We start from the raw sequence: 24,665 nt of genomic DNA on the forward strand, positions 1-24,665 counted from the left end.
CAGTCTATCCGTCGCCCCGCTGGACACCCGCGACTTCCCGCGCACGGAGGTCCTTCCGCAGGATCTTTCCGGACGCGGACTTCGGAATCACGTCGATGAACTCCACGACCCGCACCTTCTTGTGCGGGGCGACGCGCTCGGAAACCCACTCCATGAGCACCTCGGCCGTGACGAGATCCACTGCAACGGCCACGATGAAGGCCTTCGGAATCTCCTGGCCGTCGGCGTCCCGCACCCCGATCACCGCGACATCCGCGACGTGGGTGTGGCTCAGCAGCAGCGCCTCGAGCTCGGCGGGCGGGATCTGGTAACCCTTGTACTTGATGAGTTCCTTGCTGCGATCCACGATGCGCACCACGCCCTCGGCGCTCACCGTCGCGACATCGCCGGTGTGCAGAAAGCCGTCGGCGTCGATCGTCTCTCGGGTCGCCTGGTCGTTGCCGAGGTAGCCGAGCATCACGTTCGGACCACGCACCAGCAGCTCACCCGGGTCGCTCACCCCGTCGACCGGAAGCGGAATTTCCTCGCCTGTTTCCAGCGACACGAGCATGCATTCCATGTTGGGGATGGTGACACCGACCGAGTCCCGGGATATCTGCGGTGCGTCGATCGGGATCAGGTGGCTGACCGGACTCGCCTCGGTCATGCCGTAGCCCTGCAGTATCCGACAGTCCAGTCGGGTCGCCACCGCCTGGGCGAGCGCGCCGTCGAGCGGGGCCGCGCCGGAGAGGATCGTGTGCACACTGGACATGTCGTACTCCTCGACCAGCGGATGCTTCGCCAAAGCCACGGCAATCGGCGGCGCGATGAACACGTAACTGCACCGTTCGTCCTGGATCATCCGCAGAAATTCGGTCAGGTCGAACCTGGCCATGGTCACCAGGGTTGCCCGCTGCTTGAACGCGAGGTTGAGCAGCACGGTCATGCCGTAGATGTGAAAGAACGGGAGCAGGGCCAGCACGCGGTCTTCCTGCACGACGCCGATCAGCTCGCGGGCCTGCTGCACGTTCGCGACCAGGTTGCGGTGGCTGAGCATGACGCCCTTGGCGCGTCCGGTGGTCCCCGATGAGAACGGCAGCACGGCCACGTGCGTTGCGGAGTCTACGGATACCTGGGGCACCGGGGCATCCGTCGCCAACAGGTCGGCGAGCGACGGATGCCCCGGTGCGCCATCGAGCACCACGACATGGTCATCGGTCAGGCCGGCGGACGCGGCCGCCTCGCTCGCGCCTTCGAGCAGCGGGCCGACCGTCATGAGCCAGGTCGCGCCGGAGCCCTCGAGCTGGCTCTGGATTTCCCCGGGCGTGTACAGCGAATTGACGGTGGTGACCGTGGCGCCCGAGCGCAGGATGCCGTGAAACACGCTCGCGAACGCCGGAATGTTCGGGCAGAGCAGCGCCACCACGGTGCCGGTCGCCACGCCACGCTCGGCGAGGGCCGCGGCCACCCGGTTGATCTGGCTCACCAGGGTTCGATAGCTCGTTGCCGCGCCGGTGGTTCCGTCGACGATCGCAATCTGGTCGAGCTCGGCGTCGGTGAGATCGCCGAAGAGGTAGTCGTAGATGCTGTCATCGGGAATGACGACCGGGGCGTACGGGCTTGTGAACACGAATAATCTCCTTTGATCAGGCGTTTCATGCCGATTATCCGTGGCTGCGCCCGGAGTCGTCATGGCACAGGCTACCGCGCGGCACGGGGCACCGACTGACGGTTTGCCGACAGCGATTCAGGAACTGAGTTCGGGGCGGTCGAGGTGAGGGCGATAACCCTGATCGGTCGCCCAACGCAACCAGTTCTGCGGCAACCACGTGCCGTCCCGCAGCTGCGGGTGGGACGGATGCCGGCGCAGGGCCCACAGCGCGAAAATCAACTCGGACCATTCCGAGTTCAGGCGCCAGGTGACCGGGCCGGTGGTCGACTGAGCCTGCATGGTCACCCGATTGAATGCGACGACCTGCATGAGATGGATGGACTCCCAGCCCCAAGGGAAGAGGCCCTCCATGGTCTGCACATAGAATCCCGCATTGGTCACGAAGACCGTTCCGCCGAACAGGGGTCGCCAGGCCTGCTGTGCATTCGCGGCGGCCTGACTGCGTCTCGACGCATTGCCGGCGGCGCTCGCCGCGAGCGTGCCCGCGGCGAGGGCCAGGCCGAAAACGCCGGTGCCGAAGGCGAAGGTGGTCGATCGATCATAGGAACCGTCGCCGGCGGCGTAGAACGAGTCGACGAAGAGATCCCCCGCTGCCAGGGCTGTCTCACCCTGGCCGAGCGGAAACAGGGTATCGATCCGATGCTCCGGCACGCGGCCGTGCACCGTGTCGAAGACAATGTGGCACGACGTCCAGAGCGCCGTGTCGGCGGGGAGCCAGACACGCGCGCCCGTTTTCGGAGGGCGTTCCGAGGAAGTGGCCACACCCGAGATTAGCGCGCTGAATGCCGTGCGGTCAGGTGCTTCTCAAAGGATTTGAGTGGCGATATGCTGTGCGCAACATCCGAAAGTCCCTCTTGGGGGCGCCACCGCCGAGGACACCATGTCTAACCCGTCCACTTCGGGCCCCGAACAACCGCCGCCGCGCCCCGTTCAGTATCAGGCAAGCGGCTACTCGCCGTACAACGCGCCGGTGGCGTACCAGGTCGGTTATGCCGCCCCCTCACCCACTGGACTGAGCGTCACCTCGCTGGTGCTCGGCCTCGTGTCCATCTTTTTCGGCTTCACGTTTCTCGTGCCGCTGGGCGCCTTGATCTTCGGAATCATCGGTCTGAAGCGAGAGCCGACCGGCCGCGGAATGGCGATCACCGGAATCGTGATCGGAGGGCTCTTCATGCTGTTCTGGATTGTCTTCGGCGGTGGAATTCTCGCCCTGATCCTCGGCGCGATGTCGATGGCGACGGTAAGCTACTAGCGCTCCCTGAGCGACTCCCGCAGGGAACACAGGCAAGATAGAGCCATGAAACTGCAGACCTTGCCGAACACGAACCTCGAAACGTCCAGCATCGTCCTCGGGCTGATGAGGATCTCCGCGATGACCGACTCCGACATTCGCCAGCTGGTGGGCGGTGCCCGTGATGCCGGTATCAGCTTCTTCGACCACGCCGACATCTACGGCGCGCAGCCGCACGAGTGCGAGAAACGTTTCGGCGACGCCGTCACGTTCACCGCCGCCGAGCGTGCGGACGTCACGATCCAGTCGAAGGTCGGCATCCGCGAGGGCTTCTGGGACTTCTCCACCGAACACATCCTGCGTTCCGTGGACGAATCGTTGGCGGCACTGCGGACCGATTACCTGGACCTGTTGTTGCTGCACCGTCCCGACGCCCTCGTGGAGCCCAATGAGGTGGCCGCCGCCTTCGACGCACTGCAGGCGTCCGGCAAGGTGCGCCATTTCGGCGTCTCCAATCACACGCCGGGACAGATTGAGCTGCTCAAGAGCTCGGTGATCCAGCCTCTCGTCGTCAACCAGGTGCAGCTGAGCATCACGCACGCGCCCATGATCACCGCGGGGATGTCCGCCAATATGGCCGGCCTCGACCAGTCCGTGGACCGTGGCTACGGCATTCTGGACCATGCTCGGCTCAACGGCATCACCCTGCAGGCGTGGTCACCCTTCCAGAAGGGGTTCTTTGACGGGATCTTCCTCGGCGATCGCGAGACGTATGCGGCCCTGAACGACGTCATCGACGAACTTGCCGTGGCGTATGACGTGACGCCGGCCGCGATTGCCGTCGCGTGGATCACCCGGCATCCGGCCAACATCCAGGTGGTGCTGGGGACCACGAATCTCGGTCACCTCACCGACGCCGCGGCCGGGGCCGACGTGCCGCTGACCCGCCCGGAGTGGTACCGCCTCTTCACCGCGGCGGGCCATGTGCTTCCCTGAGTTGCGGTAGCCGGTGGCGAACGGTCCGGCTTCGGCGCCCCAGGCGCCCCAGGCGCCCCAGGCGCCCCAGGCGCGGAATCGTTCGGGTCGGATGCCTCAGCTGCCGCCGCCGGGAGGCCCGACCGTGAGCAGCGCGGTCATGATCGCAACCAGGCCGAGCGCGAGCGCGGCCGTGAACAGCGCGGGCCGAACCAGCATCCAGCGGAGCAGGGCACTGATCCGGGTGTGATCCCGTGGGTCGTCGGTGCGGGTGCGGCGCCATCCGCCGTCGAGCAGGCCGCGCTTTTCGAGACCGCGGTCGAGGGGAATGGTGCCGAAAGGAATGATGGCGGTGACGATCGCGAGCGCCGTGAGTCGCGGGCCCCAATGCTGGTTCACGGCGAGGAGCACCGCCGTCATTCCGAATGCGATGAAGACCAGTCCATGCAGAAATCCACCGACTTGCACGCCCGCTTCGCCGGCGCTGAATACGTACTTCAGGAGCATCCCGGTGATGAGCAGCGCCCAGGTGATGGCCTCGGCGATGGCGACGGATCGAAACAACAGGCGGGGAGACACGAAGAAAACACTCCAGGGGTGAGGACGGCGGGTGATGCCCTGCAATCCTTGCAGACCGATCTGCGGATTGCCCGCGCGGGCCTCCGACGAAACTGGACACTCGCTGTGAAACTTGCAGTCCTGTAAGTTTGCAATTGCGCAATAAAGCAGCGCGCGCAAGAATTTCCCTTGTGACTATCGAATCGAAAAAATCAGGCCTGGGCCTGCGCGACCGCAAACGCCTGGAAACGAGGGCGCGGTTGGAGGACGCCGCCGTCACGCTCGTGCTGCGCGACGGACTCGAGCAGACGACGGTGGATGCCATCAGCGAGCTTGCCGACGTCTCTCCGCGCACCTTCTTCAACTACTTCGAGAGCAAGGACGCTGCCATCATCGGGCTCCGCCACATGGAGCTCTCCGCGGAGGAGCTCGCCGCCGAGTGCGCGCGCGTCGAAGAAATCGGAACGATCGCCACGGTCGTTCACCTGCTGATCACCGTGATCGGCCCGCCGTCGACCCGGGTGACGATGCGCGCAGACCGCCTCGAGATCCTGCGGCGCCACCCGCACCTCATGTCCGCTCAACTCGCGCAGTTCACGCGCCTGACGACCGAATTCACCGACGCGGTGCAGACAATCCTCTCGCGAGACCGACGATTCGACACCGATGTGGCCGCGGACCGAGCGGCATCCGCGGACCTCGTGCTCGCTCTGTGCGGGGGCGCGGTGCGCGTGGCCGTCAAGGAATGGGCCGAGGCCACGGAAACACGATCGAGCACCAACACGCCAGGCAGCAGCACCCACGAACTTGAATGCCGGGCGCTCGCGCTCGCGACAGACCTACTGGAGAGACTCCGATGACCGATACACGCACCGCCCCACCGGCCAGGCCGGCAGCAACCGAGAACCCCGGCAAACGCCACATTCTGCTCGTGTTCGCGGGTCTCCTGGTGACGATGCTGCTCGCCTCCCTGGACCAGACCATTTTCAGCACCGCGCTTCCCACGATCGTGGGCGAGCTCAACGGTGTCGACCACATGCTGTGGGTGACGACGGCGTACATCCTCGCTGCCACGGTCATGCTGCCCGTCTATGGCAAGATCGGCGACCTCATCGGCCGCCGGGGCCTGCTCATCGGAGCGATCAGTATCTTCATCGTGGGGTCGATCGTGGGCGGGCTCGCCGCCGATATGACCTGGCTCATCATCGGCCGCGCCGTGCAGGGCCTCGGCGGCGGTGGGCTCATGATCCTCTCCCAGGCGATCATCGCCGACGTTGTTCCGGCCCGCGATCGCGGCAAATACATGGGCATCATGGGCGGCGTTTTCGCGCTGTCCTCGGTGGCCGGCCCGCTGCTCGGTGGCTGGTTCACGGAGAGCATCGGCTGGCGCTGGGCGTTCTGGATGAACATCCCCCTCGGAGCCCTCGCCATCGTCTCGGCGGTCTTCTTCCTGCGCCTGCCGAAGGTCAAGCACGACCGCCCGAAGCTCGACGTGGCCGGTATGGGTCTGCTCGCCATCGCATCGACGGGCCTCGTGCTCGTCAGCACCTGGGGCGGCACGACCTACGACTGGGACTCGCTGCTGATCATGTCCCTGATCGTGGCCACTCTCGTGGCCGCCGTGGCGTTCGTGACGGTCGAGCGCCGGGCCGCCGAACCGATCATGCCGCTGCACATGTTCAAGGACCGCAACTTCAACCTCACGACGGGCGCCGGTCTCATCATCGGCGTCGCCATGTTCGGCGCCCTGGCCTACCTGCCCACGTACCTGCAGATGGTGACCGGCGCGAACGCCACACAGGCCGGGTTCCTGATGATCCCGATGATGGCCGCCCTGCTCGTGAGCTCGGTGGTTTCTGGCCAGCTGGTGAGCAAAACCGGGCGTTACAAGTTGTTTCCGATCGCGGGCACCCTGTTGGTGGCCGTCGCGCTCGTGCTGCTCTCCACGATGACGCCGACTCTGCCCATTTGGGTGCTGTGCAGCTACCTTGCCGTGATGGGCCTCGGGCTCGGCCTGAGCATGCAGATTCTCATCCTGATCGTGCAGAACTCCTTCCCCAACACCGAGGTCGGCACAGCCACGGCTTCGAACAACTACTTCCGCCAGATCGGCGCTTCCCTCGGCGCCGCGGTGGTCGGCAGCCTCTTCGTTTCCAGGCTCGGTGATTTGCTCGAGGAGCGGATGCCCGCGGCCTCCGGCGCAAGCGGAGCCTCGAACTCCTTCACCCCGGGCATGGTTCGCGACCTGCCGGAATCCGTGCGGAGCATCATCGTGGGCTCCTACAACGACGCCCTCACGCCGGTGTTCCTCTACCTCGTGCCGCTGGTCCTCGTTGCCGTCGTCTTGCTCAGTCTCGTGAAAGAGAAGCCGCTGGCCACCACGATCGAGCACGACATTCTGCCCGAAACGCTCGAAACCGACGGCGCTACCTTCGTTCGCCTCGAGCCCCGGACGGTTGGGGAAGACGTCGAGGCCGAGCAATCGGCATCCGCTCGTCCGCTTTCGCCCACGACCTAGACCGCCCACCGCATCGCATTCTGCCTTCGTGTCCGCCTTTGTGCGGGCTATCCACAGGCCAGGAGAATCAATAGCGTTGCTGGGGAGTTGGCCATGATCGCCGGGAGCTCGCGGCCGCACACGTGCGGGGCTGGCCCTCGGACGCCGATCACCGCGTCGCCTTTTCGTCTGCCAGTGTCGGCCGTCTCTGCCGTCCGCGGACGCGGGCGCGGGGCCGGATGACGGCTTATTCGGAGCCGTCACGGATAAGGAGCAGGATGTTCAGTTCCCCTACCAGCAGTACTTCGAACACCACCGGACGCCGACGAGGAGTGGCCGCAGGCATCGCCCTGACGGCGGCGCTGAGCGCCACCTTCCTGGCGCCCGGGATCGCCCAGGCTGCCCCACCGCCGAAGACGCAGCTCGTTCATGGAGCTGTGATGAACTACGCGATCAACGTCACCAAGGCGAATCAGGGCCAGACGAGGAAGGCCGAGCGGGCCGTCGCCCAGGCCGGGGGTGAGGTCGTGGCCTCGTACGACGAGATCGGCGTGGTGATCGCACAGTCCGACAACACCGTCTTCGCCGACACCGTGCGCCTGGACAGGGCGGTCGAATCGGTTGGGGCAACCCGCACCGCTCCCGTCGGTGCCGCGGATGCCACCTACCTCGGCGATGCGAGCACGAATACACCCGAGCGGCGCAGCGCCGCCGTGACCAAGGACATGGGAGTGGAGTCCTCCGGCGACGTGGTCTCGGACCCCCGCGAGGCGGAGCAGTGGGACATGGCGCTGATCGGAGCCGACGCGGCGCACCAGGTCACCGACGGCGACCGCAACGTGCTCGTGGCCGTTCTTGACTCGGGCATCGAGGCCACGCATCCCGACCTCGCCGCCAACATTGATGCGTCCCTATCCGCCGGCTGCATCAGCGGTGTGCCCGACACGGGCCCGACGGCGTGGCAACCCACGACAAGTTCGCATGGCACGCACGTGGCCGGCACGATCGCCGCCGCCCGCAACGGCGTGGGCATCGTGGGCGTCGCCCCGAACGTGCGCCTGTCCTCGGTGAAGGTTGTCAACGATGACGGCTTCATCTACCCCGAGGCCGCCATCTGCGGCTTCATGTACGCCACCGCAACCGGAGCCGACGTGACCAATAACAGTTACTACATCGACCCGTGGATGTTCTGGTGCGACAACGACGCCGACCAGGCCGCCGTCAAGACGGCCGTCGACCGCGCGGTGCAGTACTCGCAGAAGAAGGGCGTCGTGAACGTTGCCGCCGCCGGTAACTCGAACATCGACCTCGCCAACAAAACGACGGATGACTCGAGCCCGAACGACACGACCCCGGCACTTCGCTCCGTCTCCACCGGTTGCGCGGACATCCCTGCTGAGCTCGACGGGGTCGTGACGGTCTCCTCCGCCACGAAGACGAGCGCGAAGTCGGGCTTCTCCAACTTCGGTCTCGACGTGATCGACGTCACCGCACCCGGGTCCGCGATCCTGTCGACGGTCACGGGTGGGGGCTACGCCATCTACTCGGGCACCTCAATGGCATCCCCGCACGCGGCCGGGGTAGCCGCCCTGATCAAGTCCACGCACCCGCGGCTGTCCGGCCAGGCACTTGCCGGCCGGCTCTCCGAGCAAGCCGCCGACCTGTCGTGCCCGGTCGGGTCCCTCCAGTGCGTGGGCAGCGCCGCCGACAACGGCTTCTTCGGTGAGGGCATGGTGGACGCCCGCATAGCCGTGCAGAAGTAGACGAAACTGCGTGGGGCGAACGGCTGCAGCCGTCCGCCTCTCCGCGGGTCAGCATCCGTCCCCGTCGTACCGGGGCGGACAGGTCAGACGATGGCGAACGGCGGCGAGTCGAGTCCGGCGGCCAGCGCCTCGGCCGGGCGGATGCCGGTGGCCACGATGCGGTTGTCCGCGTCGACGTGCACGACCCGCGGCGTGTGCTCGCGGGCCTCTTCGGTGCTCATCAGCCCGTAAGCGATGACAATCACAATGTCGCCCGGACGGATCAGGTGCGCGGCGGCGCCGTTGATGCCGAGCACGCCGCTGCCCGCCTCTCCCTCGATCACGTAGGTTTCGAGGCGGGCGCCGTTGGTCACGTCCACGATCGCCACCTTCTCGCCCGGCAGCACATCGGCGGCCGTGAGCAGGTCACGGTCGATGGTCACCGAACCGACGTAGTTCACGTCGGCGTGGGTGACGGTGGCGCGGTGGATCTTGGCGGTGAACATGGTTCGCAACACGGCTGTACTCATCCTTGCCTGGGTCGGATGTTGACCGAGGGGTTTCTTGACGCGCGGGTCAGGCGCCGACGAGTGCCCGCTCGATCACGGAGGTGAAGAACGTGAGCCCGTCGGTGCCGCTGCGCATGGCGTCGGCGGTGTCGGGGCCGAAACCGGCCTCGACGGCGTGCTCGGGGTGCGGCATGAGGCCGACGACGTTGCCGCGCGCGTTCGTGACGCCGGCGATGTCGTTGAGCGAACCGTTCGGGTTCACTCCGAGGTAGCGGAAGGCCACCTGGCCGTCGCCCTCGAGGCGCGCAAGCGTGTCGGCGGACGCGATGAAGGCGCCCTCGCCGTTCTTGAGCGGAATGGTGATCTCCTGACCGGTGGTGAATCCACCGGTCCAGTCGGTCGACGTGTTCTCGACGCGCAACTGCTGGTCACGGCAGATGAAACGCCCGCCCTCGTTGCGGATGAGTCCGCCGTCGAGCAGATGTGCCTCGGCGAGCATTTGGAATCCGTTGCAGATTCCGAGCACCGGCATCCCCTTGTTCGCCGCGTCGATGACCTCGGTCATGATCGGCGACAGGCTCGCGATAGCACCGCAGCGCAGGTAGTCCCCGTAGCTGAAGCCACCGGGAAGCACGAGCGCGTCAACGCCGTGCAGGTCGTGGTCGCCGTGCCAGAGGGCAACGGGCTCCGCACCGGCCAGTCGGATCGCGCGCTGCGCGTCACGATCGTCGAGGGAACCGGGGAAGGTTACGACGCCGATGCGCACTAGTTGGCCGGTTCGACGACGTGGATGCCGACGACATCCTCGATCACGGAGTTGGAGAGCACGGTGTCGGCGAGCTCGGCGACGGCCGCGAGGGCGGCAGCATCCGCCGGTCCGTCGATCGTGATCTCAAAACGCTTGCCGACGCGCACGTCGGAAAACTGGGTCTGACCGAGGCGACCGAGGGCGCCGGCTACGGCCTTGCCCTGCGGGTCAAGCAGCTCGGCCTTGGGCATAACTTCTACAACAATTGTGGGCACAGCGCACTCCGCTTTGGTTCGAGGGTGGATGGGTCGATTCTACAGGTCGACGCGCCTACGCCGTCAGCCCGCTCTGGCCGAGCAGCACGCCACGCAGTACGTCGCGGATCGCGGCGAGGCCGTCGTAGGTCTCCACAAAGCTTGTGCTGAGCGGCGACAGGCCGATCCGGAGCCCGTTCGGGCTGCGGAAATCCGGGATCACGTCGTACGCCCAGAGGGTCGTGGTGACCTGGCGCATGGCCGGGTGGTTGATTGTGACGTGACCGCCGCGGTGCGAGCTCTCCCGCGGGGAGGCCACGGTGACGCCCATCGGTGCCAGCCACTCATCGGCGAGGGCAATCGCGAACTCGGTCAGCGCCACCGATTTGGCGCGCACCTGTTCGATGCCGGCCTCCTCGATCATGCCGATTGTGTCCTGCATGGCGAGCATGGCCACAATCGCTGGTGTGCCGCTCATGAAGCGACGGATGCCGGTTGCCGGAACATACTCCGGTCCCATCGCAAAGACGTCCCGAGCGCCCATCCAGCCCTGAATCGGCTGCACGAGCACGTCCTGCAGGTCGGCGCGCACGTAGCCGAAGGCGGGGGAGCCTGGACCGCCGTTGAGGTACTTGTAGGAGCACCCCACGGCGAGATCGACATCGCAGAGGTCGAGTTCCACCGGGATTGAGCCGGTGGAATGGGAGAGATCCCACAGCACGAGGGCGTCGTGCTCGTGTGCGATCGTGGTGATCCGGCGCATGTCCGCAATGTACCCGGAGCGGTAGGCCACGTGACTCAGCACCACAAGGGCGGTGCGCGGTCCCACGGCGTCGCGCACCTGCTCCGGCGTCACACCGCCCTCGGTCGACGACACGATCCAACGCAGGCTCAGCCCGCGTTCGGCGGCGATGCCCTCGAGCACGTACCGGTCGGTGGGAAAGTTGTCGGAGTCGAGCACGATCTCCGTGCGTCCGGGTCGGGAATCCACCGCGGCGCGCGCGAGCTTATACAGCAACACCGTCGTCGAGTCGCCCACGAAGGTCTGGCCCGGTGCCGCACCGATCACCGAACGGCCGAGATCGTCGCCGATGCGCAATGGCAGCTCCATCCACGATTCGTCCCAGCCGCGGATCAGGCGTTCTCCCCAGGCGTGGGTGATGAACTCGGCGATGCGTTCCGCGCTGGCCTTCGTCGGCCGTCCCAGGGAGTTCCCATCGAGGTACGCCAGGGGGTTGGCGTCGTCCGGGAGGGCATCCGTTCCGATGAAGCGCGGCCGGTAGTGCGCGAGCCCGTCGATGCGGTCCATCCGGCGGGCGAAGGTGAGGTGGGGATCGATGCCGGATGTCGGGTCAAACTGCGTTGTCATGCGCGTCCTTCTGGTCGTCGGCGTCGTGGGCTTCCGAGTGCGGCGATGGGCGAGTCACCGCGCGGGCGGTGCACAACCAGGCCACGAAATCGGTCGGGTCGCTCGGGCGCTCGCCCGCAATAACGGTAACGCGCCCGGTGTCGCCCGGGCTCCAGCTCAGCCCCGCGTCGTTCGTGAGGGCATCGATCACGTCGTCGGGTGACAGGCCGGCGCCGAGGAGCGCCTCGATCTCCCGCCGATTGAGCCCCACCGGCAGCGGGCCGTTCCCCATATCGGTGCCGTACAGCACCCGGCCGCCCGCGGCGTGAAACCGGGCCAGATTGTCGCTCGCCAGATCGAACGCGGCGGTGCGGCGCCCGTGCCCATGAATGTCGAGGGTACTGATCCACGTCATTGGCCCTGCCATGGCGGTCACGAGGTGATCGTCCAGCCGCTCGCTGAACGGGGTGTGCGCGAACATGTCCACGCCGGCCGCACCGGCACGTTGCGCCTGCCCGGAGCCCTCCGCATGGGCGACGACGGGCAACCCGTGCATGCGTGCGCGCGCCACGATCGCCGCCAGCACGTCGTCGGCGAGCACCGGGCCGGCCTCCGAGTTGAGTGTGACCTTCACCACGGATGCTCCGGCCGCGGACTGCCGATCGACCGCGCTCGCGGCATCCGCGCGGCTCGCCACTGCGCACACGCTCCCGGGCGGGGCCCAGGACTGCCGTGCCGGGTAGCCGCCGGGCGCCGTGAGGAACTGATTGGCGTATGCCGCCTCGGGCGTGTCGGGCATTGTTGCTGCGGGGAGGCCCCCGAGGTCGAGCACCCGGCCGATGCCGCCGGAGAGCAGAGTCGACGGGTCGATGAGGGTGAGGTGAACGTGGGCGTCGAGAAACAGCGGGAGGGTGGTCATGTGGGCTCCTGGGTCAGCGTCCGATCTCGGTGCGCACGGCAAACAACTCGGGGAAAAACGTGAGCTCGAGCGCCTTCTGCAGAAACGCGGCGCCGCTCGACCCGCCCGTACCGGGCTTCATTCCAATGATCCGCTGCACGGTCTTGAGATGCCGGAACCGCCACAACTGGAAGTTGTCCTCGAGGTCGACGAGTTCTTCGCACGCCTCGTAGGCGTTCCAATGTTCGCTCGCGTTCTCGTAGATGCGGCGGAACGTGGCCACGAGCTCGGGGTGGAAGACCCAGGCTTCGGTCACATCCCGGTTGAGCACGTCGAGGGGGATATCGAAGCCGTTCCTCGCGAGATAGCGCAGGAACTCGTCGTAGATGCTCGGGGCATCGAACACCTCGGTGAGGACTGCGAGAGCAGCGGGGTCACTCGCAAACACGCTGAGCATCCGTTTGTTCTTGTTGCCGAGGGCGAACTCGACCGCACGATACTGGTATGACTGAAACCCGGAGGAGTTGCCGAGGAACCCGCGAAACTCTGCATATTCGGTGGGGGTCAGGGTTGCGAGCACCGACCATTGCTCCGTGAGGGTGCGCTGGATGTGCTTGACCCTGGCGATGCGCTTCAACGCCGGCGCGAGGTCATCCAGCCGCAGTGATTCCGTCGCAGCCCGCAGCTCGTGCAGCATGAGCTTGAGCCACAGCTCGGTCGTCTGGTGCTGAATGATGAACAGCAGCTCATCGTGGTGCTCCGGCACACTCACCGGCTTCTGTGCTGCGAGCAGGGTCGGCAGATCCAGGTAGGCGCCGTAGCTCATTCGCTCCCGAAAATCCGTGACGATCTCGGGGTCAAACTCTCGGGTGTTGTGCTCGACGGGCATGGGTGTTCCTTTTCTGAACCAGAGGGGTGGCCGCGGTGCCAGCTTCCTTCCCTGAATTGTCCGGTTTCGCTCGCATTCACGCAACACCGACACCGCTGCACGGGCGCACGGAGGATTCCCTCCGTGAATCCGGAGACGGGGGACCTAGAATCATGTTTATGACCTCGTCGACCCGAACCCCCCAGGAGGGTTCGCAACCCCGGCGCCGCGATGCGCGGCAGAACCGGGAACGCCTGGTGACCGAGGCGCGGGCCCTGTTCGCGACCGACGGCGTCGATGCTTCCCTCGAAGAAATCGCGCGCCGTGCCGACGTGGGAGTGGCCACGCTGTACCGAAACTTTCCGACGCGTGACGACCTGGTGCGGTCCCTGTTTGAGCTGGCCCTCGCCGACCTGGCCTCCGTGCGCGGTGAGATCGAGGCCGCGCCGACGGCGTGGGACGGCGTCGTCATCTACAGCGAGCGCGTCGCCGAGTGGCTCGTGGCCGACCCGGCCCTGCCGTCGATTCTGAAGCGGATGGCCTTGATTGATCCGGCGAACCGGCCGGCGGCCCAGTTCGACACGTTCATTGCCGGCCTTGTCGCCCAGGCCAAAAAGGACGGCGATCTGCGGTCCGACGTCGACGCGGTGGACATTGCTGTGCTCGTGACCATGGTGGGCTCGCTCGGAACCCTCGGGGACGGCTATGCCGGCCAGTGGCGTCGGCAGCTGTCGATCGTGCTCGATGGTCTGCGATCGGCCGAGGCGACCAGGCCGAAGCTCCCCGGTCGTCCGCTCACCGCCAAGGAGTTCCGCGCGTCCCTGCACGGCCTGACGCGTCGCGCCAAGCGCGCCGGCCGCTCCGGCCGCTCCGGCCACGGCCCCGCGGCGTAACGGCGCTGCGCTGCTAGTCCTGATGCAGGCGGATGAGGTTGCCGCAGGTGTCGTCGAAATCGGCCGTTGTGCCGAATTCGTCAGTGCTGGGTTCGACCTCGAACCGCACGCCGAGAGCCACCAGACGGTCGCGTTCCGCCCGCACGTCGGGGGAGCCGAAGACGATCGCGGGCAGGCCGAGGCGGGCGATGCCCTCTTGATAGGACCTGGCCACCTTGGTGTCGGTGGGCTCCAGTAGCAGCCCGACACCGTCCGGGTCTTCCGGCGAACGGACGATGTAGAGTTCGGCCTCCGGTACCTTCATGAGCTCTTCGAATCCGAGGATCTTCGTGTAGAAGTCGAACGCGTCTGCGGCATCCTTCACATGGATGCTGCACATTTTGATTCTCATGCGTACGAGACTACCGAAACCGTGTTTCATGGCCGTTTCGGCCGCCACCGGGCGTCACAAGCGGTGACGCGGGACGCGGGTGAGGCGCTCGAGCAGTTCACGGTAGCGCGCGGCGGTCTGCTCCACGATGGCGGCGGGCAGCGCCGGGGGAGTGCCGTCACCGGCCCAGTTCGCGGCGAGCCAGTCGCGAACGATCTGTTTGTCAAAACTTGCCATGCGCGACTCCGGGGTCGTGCCGGTGTGCCAGGCCTCCGCGTCCCAGTAGCGGCTGGAATCGCTTGTGAGCACCTCATCGGCGAGCGTCGTGATGCCCGTCGCGCGATTCGCCCCGAACTCGAATTTGGTGTCGGCGAGGATCACGCCGGCGTTCTCGGCGATCGTCGACGCCGTCGTGAAAAGCGCCAGGGACAGGTCCCGCAGTTCGGCCGCCACGGTCTCGCCGACGAGCTCGACGGTGCGCTCGAACGAGATGTTCTCGTCGTGCTCGCCCATCGGGGCCTTCCAGGCCGGCGTGTAAATGGGCTCAGGGAGCCGGTCGCCGTTGGTGAGACCGGCCGGCAGGGCAATGCCGCATACGGACTGGCTGAGCTGGTATTCCTTCCAGCCGGATCCGGTGAGGTAGCCGCGTACGACGCATTCGACCGGGAACATATCGAGTGTGGTGCAGAGCATGGCGCGACCGGCGACGGCGGCCGGAATGAGCTCACGCACGGTGTCGCCCACCAGCTCATGGTCGGCCAGGAGGTGGTTCGGCACCTGGGTCAGTCGATCGAACCACCACAGGCTCAAGGTCGTGAGCAGCTCTCCCTTGCCGGGGATCCCTGGCTCCAGCACATGATCGAACGCACTCACTCGATCGCTCGCGACCACGAGCACACGTTCGGCGTCGACCAGGTCGGTCGGGGCACCCGCGGCGTCGGGAACGTACAGGTCGCGCACCTTGCCCGAGTAGGCGTGTCGCCACCCCGGCAGGTCGAGGGCGACGGATGCTGTGGGCTGCGCGGATTCGGTCACGCTTACATTCTGTCGTACTCGGCCCGGCCATAGGGGACCCGCGGCTGCGACGGCCCGGTCCCGGTTCCGGCTTGTACAGTGAGATCTTGAGGCGTGGTGACAGCGCCCCGCGCCCGCACGGCGCCACCGGGCGCACAACGAGCACGGCGAGCGGACGCGACACCGGCTCCGCGATTTTCCGAAAGGTGCCCGACGTGACCGACGCTGCCGCAGCGAAGAAGAGCCACCTGACCGCGACTGAACTCATCGCGGTCGTCCTCGACCCTGGGACGTTCGTGTCCTGGGACGAGCCGGTCGTCGATCCCGAACCGAGCGAGGCCTACGCGAGCGATCTGCTGCGGGCGCGGGCGAAGAGCGGTGTCGATGAGTCTGTGCTCACGGGGGAGGGACTCATCCGCGGCAGACGTGTGGCCGTCGTCGTGAGCGAATTCTCGTTCCTGGCCGGCTCGATCGGGCTGTCGGCCGCGGACCGGATCGTCGGCGCCATCGAGCGAGCCACCCGCTCCGGGCTGCCGTTGCTGGCAGGACCGGCCTCCGGCGGCACCCGCATGCAGGAGGGGACGCTCGCGTTCCTGTCGATGGTGAAAATCACCGCGGCGGTGCTCGCGCACCGCCAGGCCGGGCTCCCGTACCTGGTGTACCTGCGCCACCCGACGACCGGCGGCGTGATGGCGTCTTGGGGGTCGCTGGGCCACGTGACGGTGGCCGAACCGGGAGCGCTGCTGGGGTTTCTCGGCCCGCGCGTCTACGAGGCGCTCCACGGCAAGCCCTTCCCTCCCGGGGTGCAGGTCGCCGAGAACCTGTTCGACAAGGGCATCATCGACGCGGTCCTGCCCCCCGAGCAGCTGCCCGAGCTGCTGGACCGAGTGCTGACCGTGCTCGTGTCGCCGCAGGCGTCCGTCGTCGCCCCCGCCTCACTGGCCGTGCGGCCTGTCGCGGCAGCAGCGTGGACCTCCATTGGCATCTCGCGCAACCCGCGGCGACCCGACCTGCGCCAGCTGCTCGCCTGGGGCGCGCATGACGTGCTGCCCCTCAACGGCACCGGACAGGGCGAAAACGACCCGGCGCTCATGCTCGCCATGGCACGCTTCGGGGAGCAGGGCTGCATCGTTCTCGGACACAGCCGCCCGCGGCCCTCCCAAGACACACAGATGGGGCCGGCGTCGTTGCGGGAGGCCCGCCGCGGTATGCGACTGGCCGAAGAACTGGGGCTCCCGCTCCTGACCGTGATCGACACCGCGGGCGCCGCGCTGTCGAAGGAGGCGGAGGAGGGCGGCATGGCCGGGGAAATCGCCCGCTCACTGCTGGACCTGATCGGGGTGCGCTCACCGACGGTGTCCGTGCTGCTCGGGCAGGGCGCTGGCGGCGGGGCGCTCGCCCTCCTGCCGGCGGATCGCACCATTGCTGCGCAGCACGCTTGGCTCTCACCCCTCCCGCCGGAGGGGGCGAGCGCCATCGTGCACCGCAGCACCGCCTTCGCGCCCGAGATGTCCGAGGCGCAGGGCGTGAACGTGGCCGCGCTGCACGCCAACGGCGTCGTCGACCACATCGTCGACGAACGTCCCGACGCGGCGGAGGAGGGCAAGGCATTCTGCCGACGGATGGCCGCGGCCATCGAGTATGAACTCTCCACGCTCCGCGCCACCCCGATCGACGCCCTGCTGCCTAACCGCGTCGCCAAGTACCAGCGCCTCGGCCGCCGCGCCTGACCCGCGTCCGGAGCGTGAGCCCGCGGGTGGTGTCCTTAGTTCAGGAGATCCCGCCCCGGCATCCGCTCTGACGCGTGTTCCTGCGGACCTTCAGTGCGCCCGGAGGCGGATCTCCTGAATTAGCGACGCGCGACCAAGCACCGAGCAGACCGAGCAGACCGAGCAGACCGAGCAGACCGAGCAGACCGAGCAGACCGAGCAGACCGAGCAGACCGGTGCACGGTGGCGGGCCGACGGATGCCGTGGGTCAGGCCACGCGCGCGGCGATGTCCGTGCGGAACTGGGCGCCCTTGAGCGACACGTGGTTGACGGCGTCATACGCGCGTTCGCGGGCCTCGGCGAACGACGAGCCCACCGCAACGACGCTCAGGACACGGCCGCCGGTGGAGACGAGCGTGTCATCACGCACGGCGGTCGCGGCGTGCGCGATGGTGACGCCGGGCACCTCGAGCGCACTGTCGAGACCGCTGATGGGGCGGCCGGTGAGCGGAGTCTCCGGATAATTCTCGCTGGCCAGCACCACGGTGACGGCCACGTCGGTCGAGAATTCGGGCCAGGCGCGGTCATCGAGCGCGCCTGTCGCGGTGGCGAACAACAAGTCGGACAGGGGGGTCACGAGGCGCGGCAGCACCACCTGGGTCTCCGGGTCGCCGAAGCGCGCGTTGAATTCAATCACCCGAATGCCCTGCCTGGTCAGGATGAGCCCGCAGTAGAGCAGCCCGACGAAGGGGGTACCGTCCTGCTCGAGCTGCCGCACGGTGGGCAGGGCAACCGTGTCGATGATCTCCTGCGCGAACAACCGTTCGCTGCCGAATTCGGCGTCCAGCCAGGGCAGCGGCGAGTAGGCCCCCATGCCGCCCGTGTTCGGTCCGGCATCGTTGTTGCCGAGGCGCTTGTAGTCCTGGGCGGGGGAGAGGGGCAGCACGGCGTGGCCGTCGCTGAGCAGGAACAGGGAGATTTCCTGGCCGTCGAGAAATTCCTCTATCAGCATGCTGCCGTGCTCGAGCCAGTACGTGGCGTGTGCGATGGCGGCGGCGTGGTCGTCGGTCACCAGCACGCCCTTGCCTGCGGCGAGGCCGTCGGCCTTCACGACGTAGGGGGCGCCAAAATCGGTGAGGGCGGCCTCGACCTGCGCGAGGTTTCCCGCACGCACGGCTCGCCCGGTGGGCACACCGGCGTCGTCCATGATGCGTTTAGCGAAGGTCTTGCTGCCTTCGAGGGCCGCCGCGGCCTTGTCGGGCCCGAAGACTGCGATTCCGCGGGTGCGCAGCGCGTCGGCGACGCCCGCCACGAGGGGCGCCTCGGGACCGATTACGACGAGTTCGACGTTGTTGAGGGTGGCGTAGTCGGCGACGGTGACCGGGTCGTTCGGGTCGAGGGGCACTACGGAGACGTCTGCGGCGATGCCGGCGTTGCCCGGCGCCGCCTCGATGAGGTGTCCGGGCTCCTCACGCAGCAGCGCGGTAATGATGGCGTGCTCGCGGGCACCGGATCCGAGAACCAGAATTTTCACAGTTTCAGGTTACCGGATGCCACCTCGGTCACCCGGCGAGATATTGCCCGGCGTGAGCGCTCTGACCCGGTGATCCGGCAGACTGGAACCATGGCACGAGCACGAATAGATGACGCCACCGGCGAAGCGGCGGTGCGCACGGCGCTCGCCGAGGGGGCCCACGCGAGCCGGGACATCCGCGCCCAAGCGGTGCGCTTCACCCTGCAACTCCTGGCGGAGCAGGCCGAGGGCAATACCGTGGAGGTGCGGGTGCCGCCGTTCGGCGCGGTGCAGTGCGTGGCCGGCCCCCGCCACACCCGGGGCACGCCGCCCAATGTGATTGAAACGGATGTCGCCACGTGGCTTGCCCTCGCCACCGGCGGCCTTTCCTGGACGGACGGCGTCGCAACCGGCAGCATCCACGCCTCCGGCGCGCGTGCCGACCTCGCCGGATACGTTCCCGTTCTCCCGCTCTAACCCAGCGTGCCCGCGGCCGGCCGGCGGGTTCGCGCCAGGCGCCCGCCGTCTCAGGGTGAGTGTCGGTCCTCCCCGGGTCGGCCGCGCTACGCCGCGAAACGCTTCGCGGAGCGAGCCCGGGCCTTCTCGGCCTCGACCTCGCGGTTTTTCGGCGGTGCCACGGTGACGAGGTCGTCGAGGAGGTGCCTCGAGATGTGGGCGATCTCCGCCACCGCGCGGTCAAACGCATCGGCATTGGCCTTCGACGGCTTGGTCGATCCGCTGATCTTGCGCACATATTGCAGAGCCGCGGCGTGCACTTCGTCGTCGCTGGCGGCCGGCTCAAAATTACTCAGGGTATGAATATTCCTGCACATGCTTAACGGTAGCAAGCCACGGGCGCCGCGTCACGGGTCGTTTCAGGCGAGGATGTCGGCGACCTCGGTGAGGTGCGGCATGGACGTCGTGGCCCCCACGCGCGTGACCGAGATGGACGAGGCGACCGTCGCCCAGCGCAGCGCCTCGACCATGGCCTCCTCGGTGACCGGTACCGCGCCGCCGGCCTTCAGGGCCAGCCGGGCCACGAGCGCGCCCACGAACGTGTCACCGGCCGCAGTGGTGTCGACGGCCTGCACCGGACGGGCCGGCGCGAGGCCGAGGACCTCGCCGTTGTAGGCAACCACCGATCCCTCGGCACCGAGCGTCACGATGGCCCAGGTGTTCTCGGCGCTGAGCACTTCGGCCGCGCGTACCGGGTCTGATTCACCGCTGAGCTCCTCGGCCTCGAGCTGGTTCGGCACGACGAGGTCCACCGAGGAGAGAAAACCATCCGGTAACGGCACTACCGGGGCCGGGGTCAGCACGGTGAACACGCCGGCCTCCCTGGCCACCGCAATCGCCTGCACCAGCACGGCGACCGGCAGCTCGCACTGCATCACAAGAAAGGCCGCATCTGCGATCGCGGTGCGCTGGGTGTCATCGAGATCGGTCAGGGTCGCGTTGGCTCCCGACACCACCACGATCGAGTTCTCACCCGAGTCCACGACCGAGATATGCGCGGTTCCGGTCGGCTCGGTCGACTCGCGTACACCGCTAGAGCGGATGCCTTCGGTCGTGAGCAAGGCGCGCAGTTCCGTGCCGTAAGCGTCCGTTCCCATCGCCCCGAGAAAGTCGACGGCGCCGCCCAAACGTGCGGCGGCGACGGCCTGGTTGAGTCCTTTGCCGCCCGGCACGGTGTCGAAACCCGAGCCGAAGATGGTCTCGCCGGGTCGGGGAAGTCGGCTTTGCCGCACGACCAAGTCCATGTTGGCGCTGCCGAGGACCACAATTCTGTTCACCGCCTCAGTCTCGCATGGCAGAATGGTCCGGTGAGTTCTTCCGAACGGCCCGACCAGCAGCAGCCCACACCCGCAACCGACAACGACACCGCCTTTCCGGCCGAGTCCGTTATCGCTGCAGACACCCTGATGGTGCACCGCTCGCCGCGCTACAAGAACTTCATGGTCCTCGGTGCGGGGGTCGGAATTGTCGCGGCTCTCGTGCTCACCACCGCGTTTCCCGACAACGCGGACTTCAATAAGGCTCAGGTTTTCGGTTTTCTGCTGCTCGCGTGCCTCGCGGCGGGCGTTCTCCTCGGCAGCATCGTAGCCCTCATCCTTGACCGCATCATCGGTCGCCGTGCCCACACCGTGGTCGCGGATAGACTGGGTTCAGATGATTCACGCGCCGTAGCGGCGCCGGCTGAGTCAACCGACACCCAACAATTCAATGAGAAATCAGAGTAAAGGGGCTGCACCTTGGCCGGTGGCGATGGACTGCTAAATCACGATCTGCTTCCCAATGAGAAGGGGCCGCAGGATGCCTGCGGTGTCTTCGGCGTGTGGGCGCCCGGTGAAGAGGTGTCCAAGCTGAGCTACTTCGGGTTGTACGCCCTCCAGCACCGTGGACAGGAATCGGCCGGGATCGCCACGAGCGACGGCAGCAAGATCCTCATTTACAAGGACATGGGCCTCGTCTCCCAGGTCTTCAACGAGGCCTCGCTGGGCACCCTGCTCGGACACATCGCGGTCGGGCACACCCGGTATTCCACAACGGGGTCGAGCAGCTGGCAGAACGCGCAGCCCACGCTCGGTCGCACGGCGGGCGGGACGGTGGCCCTCGGCCACAACGGCAACCTCACCAACACCGCCGAGCTTCTCGACCTCGTCAAAGAGCGCTATCCACAGGTCGACGGCGAAATCGCCCGCGGCAACACCACCGACACGGCCGTGATCACGGCGCTGCTCACCGGTGACCTGGACCACACCCTGGAGGCCACGGCTCTCGAGGTGCTCCCTCGACTGCGCGGCGCCTACTGCCTCGTCTTCATGGACGAAACCACCCTGTACGCCGCCCGCGACCCACAGGGCGTTCGCCCGCTCGTGCTCGGTCGGCTCGAACGCGGCTGGGTCGTCGCCTCCGAAACCGCCGCCCTCGACATCGTCGGAGCGAGCTTCGTGCGCGAGGTCGAGCCGGGTGAGCTCATCACGATCGACGAGAACGGACTGCGCACACAGCGGTTCGCGAAGGCCGATCCCAAGGGCTGCGTCTTCGAGTACGTGTACCTTGCGCGTCCGGACACCACCATCGCGGGCCGCGGCGTGCACGAGGCCCGGGTCGAAATGGGCCGCAGGCTCGCCGCGGAACACGCGGTCGAGGCCGATCTGGTCATTCCGACGCCGGAATCCGGCACGCCGGCGGCCATCGGCTACGCGCAGGCGTCCGGCATCCCGTTCGGCCAGGGTCTGGTCAAGAACTCGTACGTGGGACGCACCTTCATCGCTCCGTCGCAGACCATCCGGCAGCGCGGTATCCGTTTGAAGCTCAACCCGCTCAAGAACGTCATCAAGGGCAAACGCCTCATCGTCGTCGATGACTCGATCGTGCGCGGCAACACGCAGCGCGCACTCGTGAGCATGCTGCGGGAGGCCGGCGCCGCCGAGGTTCACGTGCGCATCTCCAGCCCGCCCATCACGTGGCCCTGCTTCTACGGCATCGACTTCGCCTCCCGTGCCGAGCTCGTGGCGAGCGGCCTTGAGATCGACGAGGTGCGCCAGTCGATCGGCGCCGATTCCCTCGGCTACCTGTCCCAAGACGGCATGATCGAGGCCACCGAGCAGCCGCGTGAGCGCCTCTGCACCGCGTGCTTCACCGGAATTTACCCCATTGCCCTGCCCGATTCAGTGCACCCCGGCAGGAACCTTCTCGAACGCGAACCGGAAAGCAACGGATGCGACCCCGGTCCAGACTCCGATCTGGAGGCCCTGATCGAACCGGCCGTTCATCGGGATAACGCCCTCGCGGCGATGGAACAGGTTCCGTTCGGCGATCCAGGAAGACAAGAATGACAAATGCGTCGTATGCAGCAGCCGGAGTCGACACCGCGGCGGGAGACCTCGCGGTTGAGCTGATGAAATCCGCCGTGTCGAAGACACACGGCCCGGAGGTTTGGGGCGGAGTCGGCGGATTCGCGGGACTCTACGACGTGTCGTTCCTCACGTCGTATCGGCAGCCGCTTCTGGCCACGTCGACGGACGGCGTCGGCACGAAGGTCGCCATCGCCCAGGCCATCGACAAGCACGACACCATCGGGCAGGACCTCGTGGGCATGGTCGTCGACGACATCGTCGTCGTCGGCGCGCGTCCGCTCTTCATGACCGACTACATCGCCTGCGGCAAGGTCGTCCCGGAACGCATCGCCTCGATCGTGGCCGGCATTGCCCGGGCCTGCGCCGAGACCGGCACCGCCCTCGTCGGCGGCGAGACCGCGGAGCATCCCGGACTGCTCGGCGTCGACGACTACGACGTGGCCGGCGCGGCCACCGGTGTGGTCGAGGCCGACCAGGTGCTCGGCGCCGACAAGGTCGTGTCCGGTGACATCGTCATCGCCATGGCGTCGTCCGGTCTGCACTCCAACGGTTACTCGCTCGTGCGAAGCATTCTTCGTCGGGCCAAGATCGACTTCGTCGATCGGTCCGATGACCTCGGCGGTGTCGTCGGCGAGGTACTGCTCGAGCCGACGCGCCTCTACACCGGGCCGCTGCTTGACGTGCTGGGCGACCCGGCCCTCGCCGGCGTCATCCACTCGCTGAGCCACGTCACCGGCGGTGGAATTGCGGCCAACCTCGCGCGGGTGCTCCCGGTCGGCTCCTGGGTGGAGGTCGATCGCGCCACCTGGTCGCCGGCCCCGGTGTTCCGGGTGCTGAGCGACATGGCCGGGGCGTCCCTGGAAAGCTCGGAGGGCACCTGGAACCTCGGCGTCGGCATGTTCGCCGTCGTCGATGCCGGCTCCGCATCATCCGTTATCGCTCGCCTGGCGGCCAGCGGCATCGCCGCCTGGGTGACCGGACGGGTCTCGACGGCTCCGCACGACATCACCGGCTTCGAGCAGGGCGCCAAGGGCGTCAACGGCGGCGCCGTGCGCCTCGTCGGGTCGTTCGCGAACTAGTCGTCGACGGCGGGCGGCCGCACCGCGGCACCGCCTCGCCGTGTGTGTCGCGGTTGCTCGTTCAGGAGATCGTCGGGTCGGTGCCGCCGGCGCCCCCGGGAATCCGGGGGAGAGCGGATGTCGTCGGCCGGATCTCCTGAACAAGGAACGCGATCGGGTGGCCGGCTCGGGTGCCTCGGCTTCGGCTTAACCAGAAACTCTCGGCAGGTGAAGCCTGCCGAGAGTTTTGAGCGGAAGACTATGCGCGTCGCTGCTCGTCTTCGGACGCGTAGTGATCGACGTATTGGTCTTCGTCGTCGGAGACGGCGGACGTGGCCTTGTCGGCCTTGTCTCGGTCGTACTCCGGCCACTTGGCCAGGTCCTCATCGAGACGCGGGTCGGACGGATGCCCGGTGAGCTCGCGTTCGAGCGCGTTGTAGTTGGTGTCCGGGCTGAAATACTTCAGTTCCCGGGCGACCTTGGTGTGCTTTGCTTTTTGACGGCCGCGCCCCATGCGTGACCCCCTTACGATGCCAGGCCGAGTGAGCCGGAGTCACTCGGGAGTTGCCGAACAAAATGTGAAAAACTAAATGTCAGTTTAGCATGACGGCCGGTGTCGGCCGCGGACGCGCAGCGCGCACGTTCGTGCAAACCGCACCGAGGCGGTGAGCGCCCGGGGTGTGGGCATCGTCAGGCGTCGCGCCGCACGGATTCGCCGATCGGTATCCTGCCGCCCGCACCGTGCGAATAAGGCCGCTGGCCGGGGTTTTGTCACAGGTGATCGTGGCTGGATGCCGGTGGCGGCCGGCCGAGTACCGGGCAGGGGCTGGGACACGGCGGCTCGCAGCAACGGGCCGGAGGGTGCCGACGTCGCCATGTCAGGCCCAAATTCGTTTGCCGCGAACCGACGACGACGCCCGGTCGCGTTCACGATCAGGGCCGACAGGGGCAGCCGGACCGCCGACC

At 67.2% G+C, this 24,665-nt stretch carries 26 protein-coding genes; 11 read left to right on the forward strand and 15 right to left on the reverse strand.

Annotated features, from left to right (window positions below; genetic code table 11):
• Positions 1-4: 4 nt before the first annotated feature.
• Positions 5-1,609, reverse strand: coding sequence for an AMP-binding protein (locus AC1MB9_RS15615; RefSeq protein ID WP_479962830.1), 1,605 nt, complete (start codon positions 1,607-1,609; stop codon positions 5-7).
• Positions 1,610-1,726: 117 nt separating this feature from the next.
• Positions 1,727-2,413 (reverse strand): hypothetical protein, encoded by a 687-nt coding sequence (locus tag AC1MB9_RS15620; RefSeq protein WP_479962831.1) that lies wholly within the window; start codon positions 2,411-2,413, stop codon positions 1,727-1,729.
• Between the two features lie 118 nt (positions 2,414-2,531).
• Here AC1MB9_RS15620 and AC1MB9_RS15625 point away from each other — a divergent pair, with 118 nt between their 5' ends.
• Both AC1MB9_RS15625 and AC1MB9_RS15630 read left to right on the forward strand, forming a co-directional pair.
• Positions 2,532-2,903, forward strand: a complete 372-nt coding sequence (locus tag AC1MB9_RS15625) for a DUF4190 domain-containing protein (protein WP_479962832.1) — start codon at positions 2,532-2,534, stop codon at positions 2,901-2,903.
• Between the two features lie 45 nt (positions 2,904-2,948).
• Complete coding sequence (locus AC1MB9_RS15630) at positions 2,949-3,878, forward strand: aldo/keto reductase (RefSeq protein WP_479962833.1); 930 nt, start codon at positions 2,949-2,951, stop codon at positions 3,876-3,878.
• A 96-nt stretch (positions 3,879-3,974) separates the two neighbouring features.
• On the opposite strand, the gene AC1MB9_RS15635 is transcribed toward AC1MB9_RS15630, so the two are convergent.
• Positions 3,975-4,436: a DUF3817 domain-containing protein gene (locus tag AC1MB9_RS15635; protein WP_479962834.1), complete on the reverse strand. Its 462-nt coding sequence runs from the start codon at positions 4,434-4,436 to the stop codon at positions 3,975-3,977.
• 170 nt (positions 4,437-4,606) lie between these two features.
• Here AC1MB9_RS15635 and AC1MB9_RS15640 point away from each other — a divergent pair, with 170 nt between their 5' ends.
• The 3 genes from AC1MB9_RS15640 to AC1MB9_RS15650 all read left to right on the forward strand — a co-directional run bounded on the left by AC1MB9_RS15640 (position 4,607) and on the right by AC1MB9_RS15650 (position 8,675).
• Entirely contained in the window at positions 4,607-5,275 is a 669-nt protein-coding gene (locus tag AC1MB9_RS15640) for a TetR/AcrR family transcriptional regulator (protein WP_479962835.1), read from the forward strand.
• The gene (locus AC1MB9_RS15645) at positions 5,272-6,933 is read left to right on the forward strand and encodes an MDR family MFS transporter (RefSeq protein ID WP_479962836.1); all 1,662 of its coding nucleotides are present in this window, start codon (positions 5,272-5,274) and stop codon (positions 6,931-6,933) included. Before AC1MB9_RS15640 ends, AC1MB9_RS15645 begins: the two co-directional genes overlap by 4 nt.
• A 257-nt stretch (positions 6,934-7,190) precedes the next feature.
• Positions 7,191-8,675 (forward strand): S8 family serine peptidase, encoded by a 1,485-nt coding sequence (locus AC1MB9_RS15650; RefSeq protein ID WP_479962837.1) that lies wholly within the window; start codon positions 7,191-7,193, stop codon positions 8,673-8,675.
• A gap of 83 nt (positions 8,676-8,758) precedes the next feature.
• Here AC1MB9_RS15650 and panD read toward each other — a convergent pair whose 3' ends face one another.
• The 6 genes from panD to kynA are packed head-to-tail and all read right to left on the reverse strand — an operon-like array spanning position 8,759 to position 13,300.
• Positions 8,759-9,172 (reverse strand): aspartate 1-decarboxylase, encoded by a 414-nt coding sequence (gene panD / locus AC1MB9_RS15655; protein WP_479964671.1) that lies wholly within the window; start codon positions 9,170-9,172, stop codon positions 8,759-8,761.
• Positions 9,173-9,230: 58 nt separating this feature from the next.
• Entirely contained in the window at positions 9,231-9,929 is a 699-nt protein-coding gene (gene purQ / locus AC1MB9_RS15660; RefSeq protein WP_479962838.1) for a phosphoribosylformylglycinamidine synthase subunit PurQ, read from the reverse strand.
• Positions 9,929-10,186, reverse strand: coding sequence for a phosphoribosylformylglycinamidine synthase subunit PurS (gene purS / locus AC1MB9_RS15665; protein WP_134172890.1), 258 nt, complete (start codon positions 10,184-10,186; stop codon positions 9,929-9,931). Before purS ends, purQ begins: the two co-directional genes overlap by 1 nt.
• Positions 10,187-10,241: 55 nt before the next feature.
• Positions 10,242-11,534, reverse strand: coding sequence for a kynureninase (locus AC1MB9_RS15670; protein ID WP_479962839.1), 1,293 nt, complete (start codon positions 11,532-11,534; stop codon positions 10,242-10,244).
• Positions 11,518-12,432 (reverse strand): amidohydrolase family protein, encoded by a 915-nt coding sequence (locus AC1MB9_RS15675; RefSeq protein WP_479962840.1) that lies wholly within the window; start codon positions 12,430-12,432, stop codon positions 11,518-11,520. Before AC1MB9_RS15675 ends, AC1MB9_RS15670 begins: the two co-directional genes overlap by 17 nt.
• Before the next feature lie 13 nt (positions 12,433-12,445).
• Entirely contained in the window at positions 12,446-13,300 is an 855-nt protein-coding gene (kynA, locus tag AC1MB9_RS15680; RefSeq protein WP_479962841.1) for a tryptophan 2,3-dioxygenase, read from the reverse strand.
• A 158-nt stretch (positions 13,301-13,458) separates the two neighbouring features.
• Here kynA and AC1MB9_RS15685 point away from each other — a divergent pair, with 158 nt between their 5' ends.
• Positions 13,459-14,172, forward strand: a complete 714-nt coding sequence (locus AC1MB9_RS15685) for a TetR/AcrR family transcriptional regulator (protein WP_479962842.1) — start codon at positions 13,459-13,461, stop codon at positions 14,170-14,172.
• A 13-nt stretch (positions 14,173-14,185) separates the two neighbouring features.
• Here AC1MB9_RS15685 and AC1MB9_RS15690 read toward each other — a convergent pair whose 3' ends face one another.
• Together AC1MB9_RS15690 and AC1MB9_RS15695 are read right to left on the reverse strand one after the other, a co-directional pair.
• Positions 14,186-14,563, reverse strand: coding sequence for a VOC family protein (locus AC1MB9_RS15690; RefSeq protein ID WP_479962843.1), 378 nt, complete (start codon positions 14,561-14,563; stop codon positions 14,186-14,188).
• A gap of 54 nt (positions 14,564-14,617) precedes the next feature.
• A complete protein-coding gene (locus AC1MB9_RS15695) occupies positions 14,618-15,577 on the reverse strand; it encodes a phosphoribosylaminoimidazolesuccinocarboxamide synthase (RefSeq protein ID WP_479962844.1) in 960 nt (319 codons plus the stop codon).
• A 194-nt stretch (positions 15,578-15,771) separates the two neighbouring features.
• Between AC1MB9_RS15695 and AC1MB9_RS15700 the strand changes: the two genes are divergently transcribed.
• Complete coding sequence (locus AC1MB9_RS15700) at positions 15,772-17,286, forward strand: carboxyl transferase domain-containing protein (protein WP_479964672.1); 1,515 nt, start codon at positions 15,772-15,774, stop codon at positions 17,284-17,286.
• Between the two features lie 247 nt (positions 17,287-17,533).
• Here AC1MB9_RS15700 and purD read toward each other — a convergent pair whose 3' ends face one another.
• Positions 17,534-18,799, reverse strand: a complete 1,266-nt coding sequence (gene purD, locus AC1MB9_RS15705; protein WP_479962845.1) for a phosphoribosylamine--glycine ligase — start codon at positions 18,797-18,799, stop codon at positions 17,534-17,536.
• A gap of 90 nt (positions 18,800-18,889) precedes the next feature.
• Here purD and AC1MB9_RS15710 point away from each other — a divergent pair, with 90 nt between their 5' ends.
• Positions 18,890-19,255 carry a sterol carrier family protein gene (locus tag AC1MB9_RS15710; protein ID WP_479962846.1) on the forward strand — a complete coding sequence of 122 codons (366 nt, stop codon included), beginning with the start codon at positions 18,890-18,892 and terminating at the stop codon, positions 19,253-19,255.
• An 86-nt stretch (positions 19,256-19,341) separates the two neighbouring features.
• On the opposite strand, the gene AC1MB9_RS15715 is transcribed toward AC1MB9_RS15710, so the two are convergent.
• Both AC1MB9_RS15715 and AC1MB9_RS15720 read right to left on the reverse strand, forming a co-directional pair.
• Positions 19,342-19,611 carry a DUF2277 domain-containing protein gene (locus tag AC1MB9_RS15715; protein ID WP_479962847.1) on the reverse strand — a complete coding sequence of 90 codons (270 nt, stop codon included), beginning with the start codon at positions 19,609-19,611 and terminating at the stop codon, positions 19,342-19,344.
• Between the two features lie 42 nt (positions 19,612-19,653).
• Complete coding sequence (locus AC1MB9_RS15720) at positions 19,654-20,571, reverse strand: ribokinase (RefSeq protein ID WP_479962848.1); 918 nt, start codon at positions 20,569-20,571, stop codon at positions 19,654-19,656.
• A gap of 30 nt (positions 20,572-20,601) precedes the next feature.
• On the opposite strand from AC1MB9_RS15720, the gene AC1MB9_RS15725 reads away from it, so the two are divergent.
• From AC1MB9_RS15725 to purM, 3 genes are read left to right on the forward strand one after another with little or no spacing between them, the layout of a single operon-like run.
• Positions 20,602-21,018: a hypothetical protein gene (locus AC1MB9_RS15725; protein ID WP_479962849.1), complete on the forward strand. Its 417-nt coding sequence runs from the start codon at positions 20,602-20,604 to the stop codon at positions 21,016-21,018.
• Between the two features lie 12 nt (positions 21,019-21,030).
• Entirely contained in the window at positions 21,031-22,620 is a 1,590-nt protein-coding gene (gene purF / locus AC1MB9_RS15730) for an amidophosphoribosyltransferase (protein WP_479962850.1), read from the forward strand.
• Complete coding sequence (gene purM / locus AC1MB9_RS15735) at positions 22,617-23,720, forward strand: phosphoribosylformylglycinamidine cyclo-ligase (protein ID WP_479962851.1); 1,104 nt, start codon at positions 22,617-22,619, stop codon at positions 23,718-23,720. The genes purF and purM overlap by 4 nt, the downstream gene beginning before the upstream one ends.
• 238 nt (positions 23,721-23,958) lie before the next feature.
• Here purM and AC1MB9_RS15740 read toward each other — a convergent pair whose 3' ends face one another.
• Complete coding sequence (locus AC1MB9_RS15740) at positions 23,959-24,213, reverse strand: DUF3073 domain-containing protein (protein WP_479962852.1); 255 nt, start codon at positions 24,211-24,213, stop codon at positions 23,959-23,961.
• Between the last annotated feature and the right edge of the window lie 452 nt (positions 24,214-24,665).

The organism is Cryobacterium sp. AP27 (genome assembly GCF_056680495.1).

What these genes read in the sequence shown, in the direction of transcription:
- AC1MB9_RS15625 (WP_479962832.1), top strand. Translation starts at nt 2,532, where the DNA reads ATGTCTAACCCGTCCACTTCGGGCCCCGAACAACCGCCGCCGCGCCCC.
- AC1MB9_RS15630 (WP_479962833.1), top strand. Translation starts at nt 2,949, where the DNA reads ATGAAACTGCAGACCTTGCCGAACACGAACCTCGAAACGTCCAGCATC.
- AC1MB9_RS15645 (WP_479962836.1), top strand. Translation starts at nt 5,272, where the DNA reads ATGACCGATACACGCACCGCCCCACCGGCCAGGCCGGCAGCAACCGAG.
- AC1MB9_RS15650 (WP_479962837.1), top strand. Translation starts at nt 7,191, where the DNA reads ATGTTCAGTTCCCCTACCAGCAGTACTTCGAACACCACCGGACGCCGA.
- AC1MB9_RS15670 (WP_479962839.1), bottom strand. Translation starts at nt 11,534, where the DNA reads ATGACAACGCAGTTTGACCCGACATCCGGCATCGATCCCCACCTCACC.
- AC1MB9_RS15675 (WP_479962840.1), bottom strand. Translation starts at nt 12,432, where the DNA reads ATGACCACCCTCCCGCTGTTTCTCGACGCCCACGTTCACCTCACCCTC.
- kynA (WP_479962841.1), bottom strand. Translation starts at nt 13,300, where the DNA reads ATGCCCGTCGAGCACAACACCCGAGAGTTTGACCCCGAGATCGTCACG.
- AC1MB9_RS15685 (WP_479962842.1), top strand. Translation starts at nt 13,459, where the DNA reads ATGACCTCGTCGACCCGAACCCCCCAGGAGGGTTCGCAACCCCGGCGC.
- AC1MB9_RS15690 (WP_479962843.1), bottom strand. Translation starts at nt 14,563, where the DNA reads ATGAGAATCAAAATGTGCAGCATCCATGTGAAGGATGCCGCAGACGCG.
- AC1MB9_RS15710 (WP_479962846.1), top strand. Translation starts at nt 18,890, where the DNA reads ATGGCACGAGCACGAATAGATGACGCCACCGGCGAAGCGGCGGTGCGC.
- AC1MB9_RS15715 (WP_479962847.1), bottom strand. Translation starts at nt 19,611, where the DNA reads ATGTGCAGGAATATTCATACCCTGAGTAATTTTGAGCCGGCCGCCAGC.
- purM (WP_479962851.1), top strand. Translation starts at nt 22,617, where the DNA reads ATGACAAATGCGTCGTATGCAGCAGCCGGAGTCGACACCGCGGCGGGA.
- AC1MB9_RS15740 (WP_479962852.1), bottom strand. Translation starts at nt 24,213, where the DNA reads ATGGGGCGCGGCCGTCAAAAAGCAAAGCACACCAAGGTCGCCCGGGAA.